Origin of the sequence: Pseudomonas sp. URMO17WK12:I12 (assembly GCF_000514395.1) — a bacterium.
In the GTDB taxonomy this organism is placed as follows: Bacteria; Pseudomonadota; Gammaproteobacteria; order Pseudomonadales; family Pseudomonadaceae; genus Aquipseudomonas; species Aquipseudomonas mucoides.
In genome coordinates this window covers 43,652-59,308 of the sequence record NZ_AZVV01000004.1, presented here as the reverse complement: position 1 = coordinate 59,308, position 15,657 = coordinate 43,652, and the positions used below count along the sequence as shown (strand labels likewise).

General features: G+C 61.4%; 17 protein-coding genes. 9 read left to right on the top strand and 8 right to left on the bottom strand.

What is annotated here, in order from left to right; all coding sequences use genetic code 11:
• The first annotated feature begins 38 nt into the window (after positions 1 to 38).
• Together D882_RS0103175 and D882_RS0103170 are read left to right on the top strand one after the other, a co-directional pair.
• Positions 39 to 1,109: a contractile injection system protein, VgrG/Pvc8 family gene (locus tag D882_RS0103175; RefSeq protein ID WP_027921889.1), complete on the top strand. Its 1,071-nt coding sequence runs from the start codon at positions 39 to 41 to the stop codon at positions 1,107 to 1,109.
• Positions 1,106 to 1,930, top strand: a complete 825-nt coding sequence (locus D882_RS0103170; protein ID WP_027921888.1) for a DUF4123 domain-containing protein — start codon at positions 1,106 to 1,108, stop codon at positions 1,928 to 1,930. The genes D882_RS0103175 and D882_RS0103170 overlap by 4 nt, the downstream gene beginning before the upstream one ends.
• Here the strand turns inward: D882_RS0103170 and D882_RS0103165 are convergent.
• Together D882_RS0103165 and D882_RS0103160 are read right to left on the bottom strand one after the other, a co-directional pair.
• A complete protein-coding gene (locus tag D882_RS0103165; protein WP_027921887.1) occupies positions 1,920 to 3,260 on the bottom strand; it encodes an MATE family efflux transporter in 1,341 nt (446 codons plus the stop codon). The genes D882_RS0103170 and D882_RS0103165 overlap by 11 nt on opposite strands.
• 114 nt (positions 3,261 to 3,374) lie before the next feature.
• Positions 3,375 to 3,668, bottom strand: coding sequence for a hypothetical protein (locus D882_RS0103160; protein WP_027921886.1), 294 nt, complete (start codon positions 3,666 to 3,668; stop codon positions 3,375 to 3,377).
• 155 nt (positions 3,669 to 3,823) lie between these two features.
• On the opposite strand from D882_RS0103160, the gene D882_RS0103155 reads away from it, so the two are divergent.
• From D882_RS0103155 to D882_RS0103135, 5 genes are all read left to right on the top strand, one after another.
• Complete coding sequence (locus D882_RS0103155; RefSeq protein ID WP_027921885.1) at positions 3,824 to 4,126, top strand: MazG-like family protein; 303 nt, start codon at positions 3,824 to 3,826, stop codon at positions 4,124 to 4,126.
• Entirely contained in the window at positions 4,126 to 4,875 is a 750-nt protein-coding gene (locus tag D882_RS0103150) for a methyltransferase domain-containing protein (RefSeq protein ID WP_027921884.1), read from the top strand. Before D882_RS0103155 ends, D882_RS0103150 begins: the two co-directional genes overlap by 1 nt.
• Positions 4,876 to 4,887: 12 nt before the next feature.
• The gene (locus tag D882_RS0103145) at positions 4,888 to 5,502 is read left to right on the top strand and encodes a DUF4136 domain-containing protein (protein ID WP_027921883.1); all 615 of its coding nucleotides are present in this window, start codon (positions 4,888 to 4,890) and stop codon (positions 5,500 to 5,502) included.
• Between the two features lie 52 nt (positions 5,503 to 5,554).
• The gene (locus D882_RS0103140) at positions 5,555 to 6,121 is read left to right on the top strand and encodes a DUF4136 domain-containing protein (RefSeq protein WP_027921882.1); all 567 of its coding nucleotides are present in this window, start codon (positions 5,555 to 5,557) and stop codon (positions 6,119 to 6,121) included.
• Between the two features lie 208 nt (positions 6,122 to 6,329).
• On the top strand, positions 6,330 to 8,171 hold the full coding sequence (locus D882_RS0103135; protein ID WP_027921881.1) for a pilus assembly protein TadG-related protein: 1,842 nt from the start codon (positions 6,330 to 6,332) through the stop codon (positions 8,169 to 8,171).
• Here D882_RS0103135 and D882_RS0103130 read toward each other — a convergent pair.
• A complete protein-coding gene (locus tag D882_RS0103130; protein WP_027921880.1) occupies positions 8,141 to 10,909 on the bottom strand; it encodes a PAS domain-containing sensor histidine kinase in 2,769 nt (922 codons plus the stop codon). The genes D882_RS0103135 and D882_RS0103130 overlap by 31 nt on opposite strands.
• Complete coding sequence (locus tag D882_RS0103125) at positions 10,906 to 11,346, bottom strand: TadE/TadG family type IV pilus assembly protein (RefSeq protein ID WP_027921879.1); 441 nt, start codon at positions 11,344 to 11,346, stop codon at positions 10,906 to 10,908. Before D882_RS0103125 ends, D882_RS0103130 begins: the two co-directional genes overlap by 4 nt.
• A 75-nt stretch (positions 11,347 to 11,421) precedes the next feature.
• Here D882_RS0103125 and D882_RS0103120 point away from each other — a divergent pair, with 75 nt between their 5' ends.
• Entirely contained in the window at positions 11,422 to 11,892 is a 471-nt protein-coding gene (locus tag D882_RS0103120) for a prepilin peptidase (RefSeq protein ID WP_027921878.1), read from the top strand.
• Between the two features lie 114 nt (positions 11,893 to 12,006).
• Positions 12,007 to 12,786 carry a response regulator transcription factor gene (locus D882_RS0103115; RefSeq protein ID WP_027921877.1) on the top strand — a complete coding sequence of 260 codons (780 nt, stop codon included), beginning with the start codon at positions 12,007 to 12,009 and terminating at the stop codon, positions 12,784 to 12,786.
• An 81-nt stretch (positions 12,787 to 12,867) separates the two neighbouring features.
• On the opposite strand, the gene D882_RS0103110 is transcribed toward D882_RS0103115, so the two are convergent.
• From D882_RS0103110 to D882_RS0103095, 4 genes are read right to left on the bottom strand one after another with little or no spacing between them, the layout of a single operon-like run.
• Positions 12,868 to 13,140: a DUF3613 domain-containing protein gene (locus D882_RS0103110; RefSeq protein WP_027921876.1), complete on the bottom strand. Its 273-nt coding sequence runs from the start codon at positions 13,138 to 13,140 to the stop codon at positions 12,868 to 12,870.
• Between the two features lie 13 nt (positions 13,141 to 13,153).
• Positions 13,154 to 13,867: a hypothetical protein gene (locus D882_RS0103105; RefSeq protein ID WP_027921875.1), complete on the bottom strand. Its 714-nt coding sequence runs from the start codon at positions 13,865 to 13,867 to the stop codon at positions 13,154 to 13,156.
• 10 nt (positions 13,868 to 13,877) lie between these two features.
• Positions 13,878 to 14,768, bottom strand: coding sequence for a type II secretion system F family protein (locus D882_RS0103100; protein WP_027921874.1), 891 nt, complete (start codon positions 14,766 to 14,768; stop codon positions 13,878 to 13,880).
• Entirely contained in the window at positions 14,765 to 15,649 is an 885-nt protein-coding gene (locus D882_RS0103095; RefSeq protein WP_027921873.1) for a type II secretion system F family protein, read from the bottom strand. Before D882_RS0103095 ends, D882_RS0103100 begins: the two co-directional genes overlap by 4 nt.
• Between the last annotated feature and the right edge of the window lie 8 nt (positions 15,650 to 15,657).

Below are 15,657 nucleotides of genomic sequence, written 5' to 3'. Positions count from 1 at the left end.
AGAGAATCCCCAGCCGCCCCTCCTGTAGAGAATCGCCGATGTTCGATCCAGCCAACGAGACGTCATTTCGTCTGGATGTAGAGGGTCTGCCTGATCCCTTTGCGGTCTTGGCCTTTAGCGGCAGTGACGCGATCAGCGAACCTTTTGAGTTCAACATGGAGCTGCTGATTGACGATCCGGCACTGGACCTGGCAAGCCTGTTGTACCGGCCGGCCTTTTTGCATGTCGGTCCACCGGGAAACGGTTTTCACGGACAGTTGCATGAACTGGTCCAGGCCGGACAGAGCGCCACACCCAGGCGCTGTCGTGTACGCCTGAAGCCGAAACTGGCCTGCCTGGCCCAGCGATTCAGCCAGCGTATTTTCAGCAACCGTTCGGTCCCGGAGATCCTCGCCCAGGTACTCAAGGAACATGGCATTGCCGGCAAGGATCGGCGTTTCGAGTTGACCGGCGATTACCCGCCTCGGGATTTCTGCACGCAGTATCAGGAATCGGACCTGCAGTTTTTCCAGCGGCTATGCGCGCAGGAACGCCTGCATTACCACTTCGAGCACCGCAGGCGTGGTCATTGTCTGGTCTTGGGTGACGGGCATGTTCAGGACGGCGCAGAGTTGCCTCCGATGAATTTGTCCACTGGCCCCCGAATGCACAGCCTGCAACGGGCTTGGGTGGTCGAAGTCGATGAGCCTCAACCCGATGTAGCCAGACCTGTCGCGGTGCAATTTGACTGGCTCTATCAGGGCGAAGGCGCGGCCCCCAGCCACTGTTGGTTGTCGATAGCGCCTGAATTGAGCGGCGCCCACACCCTGCCAATGAGAGAAGGTCTTGAGGTGCTGGTGAGCTTTATCGAAGGCGATCCCGATCAACCGCTCATCACCGGATTTCTTTGCGGCCCCCCAGTCGCCCAGGCGCCAGGCTTGGCCGATGCGCAGCCCGCTGTGGTGGCGGATAACAATGTGTCGGTTGATGGATTGTTGCGCCTGTTACAGTCCAGCGAACCGTTGGTGTTGCTGTGTCTGCTACCCGGCGGGGGCAGTTTCGTACATTGCACACAAGTCCTTTGCGCGTGCCGGGCAGCGACACAGCTTGGCCAGAGCGGTGCACCATGATTGCCGCCCAGGCTCCCGATCCAACTTCACAATGGCTCTTGCTCGATGTGCCGGGCGTACCCGGGGCCGGAGCAACGCTGCGGCAACCCTTTGCCCACGTCCGCCAGTACGGGCTGTTTGACGACACCGAATGGCAGTCGTTACGGGATCACGGGCCCGTGCTGGTCGACCTCAAGGGATGCCCGGCGCTGGCCGAGCGTTGTCTGCGCGAACCCCACCTCTGGAGCGGGTTGTGGCTGGTCAGTCAGGCGCCTGCGTCACAGTTGCTCGAGCATTTACGCCGCATGCTCACCGTCACTGTTGGCCTGCACCACCGCGCCTTGCTGAGTTTCTACAACTCCCACACGGCCAGTTACTTTTTCGATGCCTGCGATGCCCCGGAACTGAGTCGCTGGCTCGGTCCGATCCGGCAGATACGCTGGTTCGGTGGAACCTGGGCTGATCGGGCCATCGGTTGTCAGGGCTGGCAGCAGTTGTTCAATCCAGGGCTTGTCGTCAAACCGCTAGGGATTGAGGAAGATCTCAGTGCGCGTCAGCGCGACGCTTTGCAAACCTGCCTGCTGGAGCAGCATGCCTGGCGCTGGAGCCAATCCACCGGTCGCGATTACACCCGTCTATGGTCCCATCTGAGGGAAGGGCTGGCGCTGGGCTTCAGCGAGCGACCGGTGCTCGATGGCTGGTTGTGGCTACGTTTGCAGCACCCCGGCGCAACGCCTGAACTGCCTTTGTCGGGCGCCACCCAGCAGGCGCGTCTCGATAGCCTGCGCACCCTGTGGCAGAACGCTCAACCCAGAGAGGGCCCTGACCCCATCATCCAGTGAACCAGCCGTCGTTCTTGCGCAAGTACCAGGCAAACGCACCGAGGGTCAGGCTGCGCAACACCATGAACAGCAGAAAGGTGATCCACAGTCCATGGTTGCCCAAGCCTTGCAGCGCCCAGGCGAAAGGCAGCAGCAGAACCACGGTCAACAGCATGCCGTTGCGCATTTCCCGGGCGCGAGTGGCACCGATGAACAGCCCGTCGAGCAGGTAACTCCATACCGCAATCAGCGGCAGCGCGGCGAGGTAGGGCAGGTAGATGAAGGCGGTGTCGCGCACGCTCTGGATGTTCGTCTGCATCTCGATAAACACATGCCCGGCGAACGCAAACAGCACGGCAAAGCCCAGGCTCGCCAGCAATGACCAGCCGCAGGCGACCACCAGAGAACGCCGCAGCGCCCCTCGATCACGGGCGCCGATGGCGTGCCCGCACAGGGCTTCCACGGCATGCGCCAAACCGTCCAGTGCGTGGGCCGTCAGCAGTAAGCCGTTCAGCAGCAGTGCGTTGGCGGCAACGGTGGCATCGCCAAGTCGCGCGCCTTGCACGGTGATCAGGAAAAACACCGATTGCAGCGCCAGGCTGCGGATGAAGATGTCGCGATTGACCGCCAGCAATGGCCGCCAACTCTGCCATAGGGCCAACGCGGCCCAGACGATATGACCGGGGTAGGCGCGCAAGGCTTTGCGCGTCATCAGCAAACCGATCAGTGCGCCGGTCCATTCGGCAATCACCGAGGCGCGGGCGGCACCGACCACGCCCCATTCCAGCCCAAGGACGAACCACAGGTTCAGCGCGATGTTCACCAGGTTGGTGCTCAGCAGAATCGCCAGCGGCGCCCGGGCGTTCTGGGTGCCGAGGAACCAGCCGACCAATGCATAACTGGCCAGCGCTGCCGGCAGTCCGAACAGCCGCGTGTGGAAAAACTCGCGGGTCAGTTGATCCAGCTCTGCCGAGGGTTGCATGAAGTGCAGCGCGACGCCGCTCAAGGGAACACCCGCGGCCCCCAGGACAATCGCCAGCCCCATCGCCAATAACAAGCCTTGCAGCAAAATCTGCCGCAACGCTGCGCCATCCCCGCGGCCGGCAGCCTGCGCCGCGAAACCGGTGGAGCCCATGCGCAGAAAACCCATGGCCCAGGCCAGGAAGGTATACAAACTGGCCCCGACGGCGACGGCCCCCAACTGATGGGCGTGGGGCAGGTGGCCGATGACCGTACTGTCGACCAGCGCCACCAGCGGTACGGAAATGTTCGACAGAATCATCGGCGCAGCCAGCGCCCAGACCCGCCGATGGGTCGGGCGGTCACGCCAGTCGGCAATCAGGTTGGACATGCAGGCTCCTTGGCGAAGCCGGCATTGTAGCGATAGTTGGAGGTGATCGTTCCCACGCTCTGCGTGGGAATGATCAATCGCGAGCAGGCTCGCTCCTACAGAGATTTTTGGGTGTCAGTGGATGATCCAGCTCAGCAGCCACAGCCCCAACAGCAACCAGATAATCCCCATGATGACCGACGCATTCATGAATGCCCGAATCGCCGACCACAACAGCATCAACCCCAGGATCAGCGCAATGATGTTGATGATCGAAGTGTCCATTCCCAGTGTCCGGGACAACCCATCGACAAAGTTGCTGCCGGCGTGGCTCAACAGGTTGAACAAGCCACTGAGGGCGTCAACGATAAAGCGGATGACCGAACCGAGCGCCTGGCCGAGCCATTCGAAAAAACCTTCTACCTGCATGTCGTTAACGTCCTGATGTAAGTGGTTGAGCCTTGGGCCATTGATCGCAGTGGCGAGTTCCCCACAAGCATAGAGGGTTGCACTGCACCTGTGGGAAAAGCGCCCTTGCCATCCCCGGCCATCCCCCCGAAGCTATACGCCTTCAGGAGAGCCCGATGAACCTTGTTGAACTGACCGAACGCCTGCATGCCATCCGTGACCGCAACGACTGGCGGCAATTTCACAGCCCGAAAAACCTGGCCATGGCCGCCAGCGTGGAAATGTCCGAGCTGGTGGAGATTTTCCAGTGGCTGACCGAAGACCAGTCGCGTCAATTGCCGGCCGACAAGCTCGCCCATGCCGGGCAGGAAGTCGGCGACATCGTGCTCTATTTATTGCTGCTGTGCAGCGAGTTGGGGCTGGACATGAATGAAGTCGTGCTCAGCAAACTCGCGGACAGCGAAAAGAGGTTCAGCTGATGAGTGATCGTCATTTCGATCAACTGGCGACACGCTTCGCCGAAAAAATCTACGGCGGGGCCAAAGGCGCAATCCGCCTGGCGGTGCTTCAGGCCGACCTGGCCGAAACCCTGCCGGACCGGCCGCTGCGTGTGCTCGACATCGGCGCCGGCCTGGGCCACATGTCGTTGTGGCTGGCCCAGCGTGGTCACGACGTCACGCTGGCCGAGCCCGCCGAACCGATGCTCGAAGGCGCCCGCCAACGTTTCGCCGAGGCGGGGCAGAGCGCGACTTTCATCCAGGCACCGTGGCAGGAACTGCTCGGTCAGCTCACCGAACCCTACGACCTGGTCCTGTGCCATGCCGTGCTGGAATGGCTGGCCGAACCTCACGCGATTTTGCCGGTATTGCATCAATTGACGAAAAAAGACGGCTGGTTGTCCCTGGCCTTCTACAACCGCGATGCGTTGATTTACCGCAACCTGCTCAAGGGCCACTTTCGCAAGATGCGCAAGAACGACATGGCGGGCGAAAAGCAGAGCCTGACCCCGCAACAACCGCTCGACCCGCGGGAATTGGCGGCGCAACTTGAGGGCTTGTGGCAGGTCGAAACCCAGAGTGGCGTGCGGGTTTTTCACGACTATATGCCCGTGGAATTCCAGGCCCGTGCCGAGCTGGTGGACCTGCTCGAAATGGAACTGGCCCACCGTCGTCACCCGAGCTTTGCCGGGCTCGGGCGCTACTTGCACTGGATCTGTCGGCCGGTCTGATCGGAGCTCGAAATGAAAAGTCGTTCAGGGTTACTGGTGATCTGTCTCGGGCTGGCGGCCTGTCAGGGCGGCAACCCGTATGTGGCGTCGTCGAACCCGATTCCGCCAGCGCCGCCGGGCGCTGCCAAGGTGTTCGATCGCAGCGCCTACCCGGCGCCGCCTCATGACTATGGGCGTTATCGCAGCTGGGCGTGGCTCGACGGCCATCTGCCGCCGGGCACCACCTGGGCCGACCCGGCGCAGGTGGCCGAAGTGGTCAGCAACGCCCTCGATCAGCGCGGCTTGCGTCCGCTGCACGATAACCGTCCGGCCGACCTGTTTGTCAGCGCCAACCTGCACATCGAAACCCGCTTGCGCCAGGAGCGCGACGACTACGGTTACTACGGCGCTGGTTATGGCGGTTACAACCACTATGGCAACGGTTACGGCATGTACGGCAGCGTGCCGATCGTGCGCACGTATCAGGAGCAAGTCCTGGTGGTGCAGGTGGATCTGTACGACGCCGGCACCGGTCAGCCGGTGTGGAGCGGCAGCGCCGAAACCGGCCAAAGCGGCAGCCAGAGCGAACAAGCCGATGCCCTGCGAAAGGCTGTAGAAAAGGCAATGTCGGCGTATCCTCCGAGTTAGCTTCTGTCGATAAGAAGCATTGCGCAGGTGACGCCTCAACCGGAGAAAGATCATGTTCCGCCGTCTCGCTGTACTGGTTGTGGCCGCGCTGCTCAGTGCCTGCGCCGCCAACCAGGTCAATCATGACTTTGACGCCAGCCGCGATTTTGCCGCCTACCGCAGCTGGAGCTGGAAAGAACCGGCCCTGCAATACCGCCCGGATGATCCGCGGATCAAGAGTGACCTGACCGAACAACGCATCCGTGAATCGGTGACCGATCAGCTTGATCAGCGCGGCTTGCGCCCGGCCGCCACCGGCACCCGGGGCGATTTGAACGTACAAACCTATCTGATCGTCGAAGAGCGCCAGCAACAAGTCACCACCAGCTATGGCGGCGGTTATGGCAACCCCTGGAACGGTTACTGGGGTGCGCCGATGTACAACGAAACCCGCAACGTCAGCTACAAAGTGGCGACCATCCAGATCGACCTGCTCGACGGCAAGGACGGCAAACTGGTGTGGCGCGGCAGCGACGAGCAACTGCTCAGCGGCTCGCCGAACCCGTCGGATCGCAGCACTGCGATCCACGAAACCGTGGCGCGCATCCTGGCCAACTATCCACCCAAATTAGCCCACTAATCCCCTTGTAGGAGTGAGCCTGCTCGCGATAGCGGTGTAACAGTCAAAATTGATGTCGACTGACACTCTGCTATCGCGAGCAGGCTCACTCCTACAGGGGTTTTTGTTGTCTGGGCTGGCGAGTTGCCAGCATTCTGGCCAACCCTTGTCTACACTGCTCTTCACGATCGCAGAAAGCCCCGGCAGTGCACCGGCAAAGGAGTGCGCGATGTCTCCCCGCTTGCAGTTTCGTGGACCGGCCCGGCAACGGGGGGCGATTGGCTTGATGGCGGCGCTGACCATGGCGGCGGCGCTATTGTGCCTGGTGGTTGTGGTCGACACCGGCCGGCTCTACCTGGAAAAACGCAACCTGCAACGGGTCGCCGACATGGCTGCGCTGGAAGCCGCCACACGGGGCGGTGACTGCCTGGTCGGCGCCTCCGCCGTCACCTACGCCACCGCCAGCGCCCAACGCAATGGTTTCGCCCTCCCCAGCGCTGGCCGCGCCTTGGCCGTTGCCTGCGGCGCGGTGACCGTGAACGCCGGCAACCTTCGGGTATTCGCGGCGGACCCGAGCAAAAGCGAAGCGATCCGGGTCATCGCCAGCCATGTGGTGCCGCAGAGTCTGGTCGGCGGTCTCGGAGCGATGTTCGGCGGCTCCCCTGCCAACTCGACCATTAACCTGAGCGCCACGGCCGTTGCGGGTGTCGCGGGGCCGCCGGTGGCCCAACTGAGTATTCAAAGCACGCTGGCAGACGTTAATTTGTTGAACGGTATGTTGTCTGGCTTGAGCGGTGCGCCGATCAACTTGACCGTCGCCAGCTGGAACGGTTTGGTGGCTGCCAATATCAACCTGCTCAAATACATGGATCAGCTTGCCGTTGACCTGCAGGTCACCGCCGGCGACTACACCCAATTGCTCGGCGCAGACGCCACGGTGGGCCAGCTGCTGCGAGCTGCCGCGACCGTGGCCCAGGCCAATGGCGCGACGGCGGACGTTCAGACCGGTTTGAATGCGCTGGCCAACACCGTCGTCAATCCGCTCAAAGTGCATTTGGGTGACATCTTGCAGTTGCAGACGGGCAGCACCGCGTCCGGCCTGAACGCTAACGTGAATGCCTTTCAACTGGTCCAGGCGTTTATCGAACTGGGCAACAGCAAGAGTGCGCTGACGGGCACGCTTCCGGTGAATCTGTTGGGGTTGGGCCTCGGGGCCACGGCAAACATCAAGGTGATCGAGCCGCCACAGTTGTCGGTAGTGGGTAACCCGGCCTTGGCAAAACTGGCGCCGTTGGGCGCCAATCGAATCTATGTGCGCACCGCGCAGGTCCGGGTGTTGGTGAGCCTGGATTTGTCGCTGGTCACTAACCTGACCGGTTTAGTGACGAGCACTTTGTCTGTGGTCACCGGGTTACTGGGACTCGATTTGTATGTATTGCCCAATCCCAATCTGGACGTGAGTCTTGAGGCGGGCGGGGGCAGCAGTTACGTCACCGACTACACCTGCGCCAGCGAATCCAATAAAAGCCTGACCGCTTTCACCACCACCACCGTGGCTGAATTGCGGGTCGGGCGGGTCAACTCCAATTGGGCCTCCTCGATTGCGCCTCTGAGCGTCACGCCCTTCACCTTGCTCGATATCCGGCATGCCGGCGTGCCCTTTTCCGGTGGTGGCGCTGAACTCAGGATCGACAGCCCCGTCGTGCCGACCAGCGCATCAACCACGTTCATCAACCCGCCGAAAGTCGGGTTGGCCCCCTCCAGTCCGCCTTATACCTTGACCGCCACCAATGCGATCTCCGGCTTGTCGCAGGCGATCAATCCCTTGCCATTGATTGTTCACACCCCGTCATTCAGTCCCGGCTTCCTGCTGCAGGCGGTTTTCGATTTGCTGAACTCGCTGTTGACCAGCGTGCTGTCGCTGTTGACGACAACGCTGAACTCGATCCTCAGCCCGCTGCTCGACAACCTGCTCAACACCGTCCTGAAAACCCTTGGCATCGAGGTCGGGAAAATTCAGGTCGGCGCCAACCTCAGCTGTCACTCCGGTCGAGCATCACTGCTGCTCTGATCATCCAACGCAACCGGCAGCTCGATGCAAAACCGTGCGCCCTCCACTGAGTTGCGAACGCTCAGGCGTCCGCCCATGTTCTCGACGATGCCGTAGCTCACCGACAACCCCAACCCCGTGCCGATGCCGACCGGTTTGGTGGTGAAAAACGGTTCGAAAATCTTCTCCATCAACCGCGGGTCAATGCCGCCGCCATTGTCCTCGACCCACAGCCGCACCGACTGCTTGTCCCGTTCGGCGTACACCGAAATCCACGGCTTGAACTCGCGGTCGGCCTCGCGTTTGCTCAGCAGCGCGTCCCGGGCGTTGACCATCAGGTTGATCAACACCTGCTCCAGCTGATCGACGTAGCCGCGCACTTGCACGTCAAAACCGGTCTCGCTGACGCGTAATTCAACGCCTTTGCCACGCATGCCTTCGGCCAACAGCGCCAGCGTGCCCTCGATGGCCTGCGCCGGGTTGAACGGATGCTGTTCGATCTCCGAACGACGGCCAAACACGCGCATGTGATCCACCACTCGCGCGGCGCGCTGGACCTGGGAATCGATACGGTTGAGCTTGTCGGTGAGGTAGTCGATCTGCACCTCGCCCGTGCTCAGGCGCTTGAGCACATTGACGATGGCCATGCGCATCACGTTCAGCGGCTGATTGATTTCGTGGGCCAGGCCGGTGGCCATTTCGCCGAGGGTGGCCATTTTTGCGCTCTGCGTGAGTTGCTGCTGCGAGCGCCGGACTTCGGTGTTATCGCGCCCTACGGCCTGAATCTCCAGCAGGAGCCCTTGCTCATCGAACACCCCGCGATCAGACCAGACCCACCACGCGTGCTCCCGGCCGGGCAGTTGCAGGTTGATTTCCGCGGTGCTCACCGGGAACTCAGGGCTCAGTTGACTGAGTCGCTGCACGAACGCTTCACGTTGTTCGTCCGACATCCATTGGCCTAGATTCACCCCGGGCAATTGTTCGGGCTGGCATTCCAGATAGGTCGCCAACGGCCGATTGCCGAAGGTCAGCGTCAGGTCCGGGCGATACCGGCAAATCATCGCGGGCGAGTCCTCCACCAGAATCCGGTAGCGCTCTTCACTCTGTTTCACCTGTTCGGCGGCCAGGGTCGCTTCGGTGACGTCCAGCCACAAACCGACGGCTTCCACCGGCAGGCCGAGGTCATCGCGCAGCAGCTTGGCCTCATCGAGCAGCCAGTGGTAATCGCCGCGATGGTCGCGCAGTCGGTAACGGGCACGCACCGAGCCTTCGCGCAGCAACTGCCGGGTACGCTCGAAATACTGATCGCGGTCCTGCGGGTGAATGCGTTCGATCAAGGCCCCGACGCTGCAATCGGCGAGGGTCAGCCCTAGTAGCGGCAGCAGGCTGTCGCTGAAAAACGTCGGTTGCAATGCGCCTTCGACGTAGCGCTGCACGTAAATCACCGCGGGTGAGCTGGCGATCAGGTTGTCCAGTCGCGCATGGGCGGTGGCGGCGTTCTGTTGCTGATTTTTGATATCGCTGATGTCGAGCATGAAGCCAACCAAACGGCGCTGTTTACCGGCGCCCAGGGCCTGGCCTTGCAGGCGATACCAGATCGGCGTTTGTGTGGCTTCGGGGCGGTGCAGACGCACACACAGCAACAACGGCGTGCCGGCGTCCTGCAAGTCCAGCAGGCGACTGCGCAGTTCTTCGCGGTCAGCGGGGTGAATGTGGTCGAGCCATTCGTTCAACGGTAATTGCGTGCTCGTCAGGCTCAGCACGTTGGCGAGCGACGGCGCCAACTGCACCTGGGCGCTGTCGCTGAACATTTCCCACCAACCGGTGCCGAGCAATCCTTGCAGTGATTCCAGCCGTTCCAGTTGCAGTTGATGACGATGCTCGCGCAGGCGTTCCAGCAGCGGGCTGGCCAGTGCAGCGCAGAGCTGCAACCAGTCACTGTCGTTGAGATCCGGAGCACGTTGCTGCGCCGTATACACACCGCAGAGTAACCACGCGACCACACCGTGAGCGTCGTAATAGGGCACCGCCAAGCCGTCGGCATGCCCGAAGATGTCTTGCAGGCGCGGGTGCGCGGCGGGCGTCAGGTGTTGGGCGACCGAGCCGTTCAAACTGTCGAGCCCGGTGCCCAGGCGCTGAGCGTTTTGCCACAGCTTCGGCGCATCGAGGGCGGCATATTGCTGATGAATTTGCCAGCCCTGAGCCTGCTCATCGAGCAACGCCACCGCAACGCAGGGAATGTGAAAACGTTGCGCCAGCACCTGAAGCTGATCGAGCAAAACATCGGGCAGACGCACCAGGCTGCACAGGCGCAGCTGTTCGCTGATCTTCGCCGTGAGTAACTGGTTCTGTTCGCGGCTGCGCGATTGCCGGCGCTCGAGCAAGACGTCGCCGATGTCGAGTAACTGCAACAACCAGTTTTTGTCCGCGGGCTGGACCCAGCCGCGCAGGTGCAGGGGCTGTCCGCTGACGGTGTAGAAGTCCAGGTCCAGGGTCTGTCCCTGCCAGTCGGCGGGCACACCTTCGACCGCGAGGCTGCTGTGGGGCATGAGGTAATCCACCAGCAGCGGGGACTGCGCGGCTGGAATCTGCTGGGCCAGCATATGCCGCAGCGGTCCCGTCTGATGAATCACCCGGCCTTCGGCATCCAGGTACAGTTGCAAGCCCACACTCTGCACGCACAGGGTGTCGGGCATGGTCACAGGCTGTGGCGGATGGCGGTTCAGCAGACGGCCGAACAGTTTGTCGCCGGAACTCAAAATTGCAGACTCGAACTGGCGCTGAGCGTCGCCGGCAAATTGGGCACCGAACCGATCCCCGGCAGCACCAGAAACGGCACCACACGGTTGAGCTTGCTGGTGGGGTAATCGACTTTGACCTTAAGCACTCCGGCGACAAAGGTGATGGTGGAATCGGTGGCGGCATTGAAGTTCAGTGCGGCAGGAATCCAGGCCAACTGCCGGTTCAATTCTGCTGCTGCGGTGGCTTGCACGGTGGCCGCGTAACCGGGCGCGCTCGGGTCCACCGCCACGCTGCGGCGCACCGCTTCAGCGGTCGACTGGTTGAACGATTGCATCAGCAACAGCGGCAAGCTGTAACTGACAATTGCATAGAACACGGCGAAAAAAAGCACGAACACCAAGGCGAACTCAATCGCAACGGCGCCTTTTTGTTTGCGGGGGAGGCTTGATTTCATGAGTGCGTCTACCCTGACTGTCACAGCGTGATATCAGCATAGAATCATTCAGCCATAACGGATGTTTTTTACCGAATGCAAAGCTTTGTTTTATTGATCTGGCTGACGCTCTGCGCGGCACAGGATGCCCGGGAAAAGCACATCGCCAATGGCCTGACCCTCGGTGCAGGCGCGTTGGCGCTGACCTGGTTGTTGTGGACCGACACCACCTGGCTGGGCGCCGAGGCCGCGCAGGGCGGTTGGGCGTTGTTGCTGGCGCTGGCCTTCACCTTGCCCGGTTATGCGCTGCGCCGCATGGGCGCGGGCGATGTGAAACTGATGGGCGCCCTGGGTCTCGCGACGGACGGTATACACCTGCTGGGCAGCTTTATCGGTGCCGCACTGGCCAGTGTTTTATGGCTGCTGGTGGCGCCAAGAGTCTGGCTTCATTTGGGTCAAGGGCTTAGGGCTCGTCTTCGCTACCTGGAGCCGGGAGTGTCTAGGAAGCAGCCATTTGCGCCCTTTGTGTTGGTGGGGTTGTTGTTCACGTTCGCCTGGATTCACTAGTCGCCCGTTCTATGTACAGAGTCAGAAAGTGCGTCTACTTTCAAATCACTGGTTGTGCAGCCTGGGGCTGTCAGTACAGGAGCGGTCAGCGTTGGCCTGAGCATGGAGTGGCGCGTGAATAAGTTTACGTCTGCGGTAAAAATCCTGGTGGTCGATGATCAGCCTTTGATCGTGGAGGAGCTGTGCGAATTCCTCGAGAGCAAGGGCTATGGCTGTATTCCGTGTGAGTCTGGCCAGCAGGCGATCGAGCGCTTTGAGGAGGATCTGGATGTCGGCCTGGTGCTGTGCGACTTGCAGATGCCTGGGCTGAACGGGATTGAGTTGGTTCAGGTGTTGCAGCGGTTGTCTGGCAAGCACCGGGCGTTTGAAGCCATCATGCTGACAGGGCGTGCGGACAAGCAGGATGTGATCAAGGCGCTGCGGGCCGGGTTTGCTGATTACTATCAGAAGCCGGTTGATCTGGGTGAGTTGCTGGAAGGGGTTCAGCGTCAGGAAGTGGCGTTGCAGGAGCGGCAGAAAAATCTGCAGCTGGGGCATTTGAATCAGAAGCTGCAGTATCTGTCCGAGTCGATCGATGATTTGTATCAGGATCTGGATAAGGTTCGACGTGGGCCTCAGGCGGATGTCGGCGACGCTGAGGTCAGTGATGTGGAGCGGGTGGAGATGCCGGCGATTTTCAATCAGTTGTCGCCACGACAGCTGGATGTGGCGCGGTTGGTGGGCAAGGGGCAGACCAATTATCAGATTGCCTGTGAGCTTGGGATTACCGAGAACACGGTGAAATTGTATGTGTCGCAGGTGTTGCGTTTAACGCATATGCATAACCGCACCCAGTTGGCGTTGGCGTTGTCGCCCAGCAGTTCCGGGATGCGCCAGCGGGTTACGGCTCACTGATTTTCCTCCGCTGCACACTGTTTGACCTGTGGGAGCGAACCTGCTCGCGAAGGCGGCAAACCACACACAAAAAACCAAAACCTACCCCCCCGACCCACTGCTCACCGTCCCCCCCTGATCCTGATCAAAAAACTGCGGGATCTCATGCTCATAACTCTTCAACCAGCGCTGCATGCTCAGCTCGCGTTCAGTCGCTGTCGAGGTCTGTGGTTTCTGCGAAGCAGCCTTGTTGCTGCTTTGCAGTTGCAGCCAGCCTTCGGTTTCCGCTTGTTGTGGCGAGGATGGGCCGTCGAGCGCAAGGGCGGCGAGGGGCAGGGCCAGCAGGCCGAGGCAGCTGAGGACGATTGGTTTCATCGCAAAGGACTCCCTATTGGAGGCTCGGCGTCGTGACGACGGCGACCTGGTTAACAGGAATCGGGCCTGTCTTGCCCGGGGTCTTGAGTTTTTGTGCGCGTTCCTGGGCTTCGATGACTTGGGCGGGGCTGAGGCCAAGGCGGCTGACGAGTTCGGCGGCGCGGCTCCAGTCGTCCTGGTAGATCAGCAGCGTCACCATGTTCAATGCGGCCAGTTGATCACCTTGCTTGAGTTCCATGGCGGTGAGGAATTCAAAGCGTGCATCGTCGACGCGCAGTTGATTGAGGTACACCACGCCGAGGTCGTTGCGGATTTTGTCGTCGGTGGGCGCCAGCCGCGCGGCGCGCAGCAAGTGAGCCTGGGCCAGGCCGTTGTCGCCCTTGGCGGCAGCGAGTTGGCCCAAGCCGTGTTCGGCTTCGGCGGCCATGCAGGTGCCGAGCAGGCTGCGGTATAACGGCTCGGCTTCGCTGCGCCCCAGCAGGCGGTAGACCTTGGCCCGGCGCAGGCGTACGTCGGCCACGTTGTCCGGCAGGCTTTGCAGGTTGGCCAGGCTGGCGTGCAGTTTGCCGTCGTTGGCCATGTCGTCGGCCAGGTTCAATTTCAGTTGTTCATCGGCACTCAATTTGCTGCAACTGGCGCTGCTGGTCAGGGCGCTCCATGGTGTCTGGCCGTCGGTGGCGCAACCGCCCAATAACAGCAAACTCAAACCGGCAATCATCGCTTTCATCAGGACCCCTCTAAGAACCAATGGCCCGGGCCAGGGCGGTGAAGCCCGGGCCGGCCAGCACGATCAATAACGCCGGGAAGAGAAACAGCATCATCACGACGGACATTTTGGCGGACATCTTGGAGATGTATTCCTGCAGGCGCGTCAGGCGCCGGTCATCGAATAATTGCTTGAGCGTCAGCAGGGACTTCATCGCACCGCCGCCCTGGTGGATCAACTGTTCAAGGATCACGCAGGTGTCGGTGAATTCATCGACCGCCAGCAAACGGCTGACCTTGTGCAGTTCTTCACCCAGTTCCAGGCCGGAATCGACACGGGCCAGCACCAGACGCAGTTCATGGGTCAGCGCGGGCATGAGTTGTTTGCCTTCGGTGCTCAGGACGCGCAACGACTGCTCCACCGCCATGCCCGATTCGAACAGGATGCGCAGCAGCGGGATGAAGGTGGAAATCTCGGACGCCAGTTGTTTTTGTCGACGCAACGAGGCAGCGGCGAGTAAGCGCTTAGGCAGCAAATAGCCGATGGCCGTGGCGAACAGCGGGGCGATCCAGTGATTCTGCGCATCGGGATAGAACACCCCCTGAATCAGCAAACTCATGGCCAGTGCCAGCACCGGCACGCCGACCTGGCACGCGGCGAACAGTGAGCGACGACGGGTGCTGCGCCAGCCGAGGCGGTTGAGCAGTGCCTGGGTTTCGTTGTCCAGATTGACCGAGCGCTGACCGATCCGGCTATTGCCCAACGCCTGCAACCAGAGACCCAACTGGCTGTGGCCGAGCGGCTTGCCGTCCAGCCGCTGGGCCACCTGACGCGCCCGTCGACGCTGGTCCAGCAGGCTGCTGAGCAGCAACAGCGTGGCCCCGAAAAACAGCAGTGCACTGATCAGTAGAGGCATTTTCATACGCTGCGCAACATGCGCCAGAGCGCGAGGCTGCCCACCGCCTGTAGGCCGAACGCTGTCGCCAGCATGATTTGTCCCGATCTGTCGTGCCACATCGCGAGGAAGTAGGTGGGGTTGGCGACCAGAAAATAGCCGGCCATCGATATCGGCAAAATGCCCAGCACCCACGCGGTCACCCGGGTTTCACCGGTCATGGCGCTGAGCTGGCGGGCGGCCTGCTCGCGCTCACGGATCATTTTGATCAGGTTCTCCAGCAGTTCACTGGCATTGCCGCCGTAGCGATGATTGACCTTCAAACCCAGGGCCAGCAGGCGCAGTTCATCTCTCTCATACAACTCGGCGAAGTCCGACGCGGCGTCGGGCAGGCTGACGCCCAACTGCACGTTGCGCTGGACCCGGCCCATGGCATTTTTCAATGGGTCATCGGCGGCTTCGATAGCGCCGAGCAGGGCATCGGCCAGGGTTCGACCGGATTTCAGGCTGCGCACGGTGTGATCAAGCAACGGCGGAAGTTGTTCGAGCATGCGCTTGAGCCGGCGCTGATAACGCCAGCCGACATACAGCCGCAGGAGCAACGGCGGCACCAGTACAAACAGCAGCGCACCGATCCAGCCACCGACGACAACGCCCAGCAAAATACCGAGGGCCCACAGCAGCACCCAGCGTCCCAACCGTTCAGTCGGACGCCCGAGACCGGCGCGCAAGAACGCCCGTTCCGGCCCGGCCCAGGAGGTTTTTTCGACGACGATTTGCGGCTGCCCTTGGCTCAGGCGACCCAATACGCGTTCGGTCCCGGTCTGGCGCAGCCCGCGGAGCAACAAGCGGATCGATAGCCCGAACAGGATCAGGCAAGCGAGAATCAGCAGCGCCGGTTTGAGCATGCCGTGGC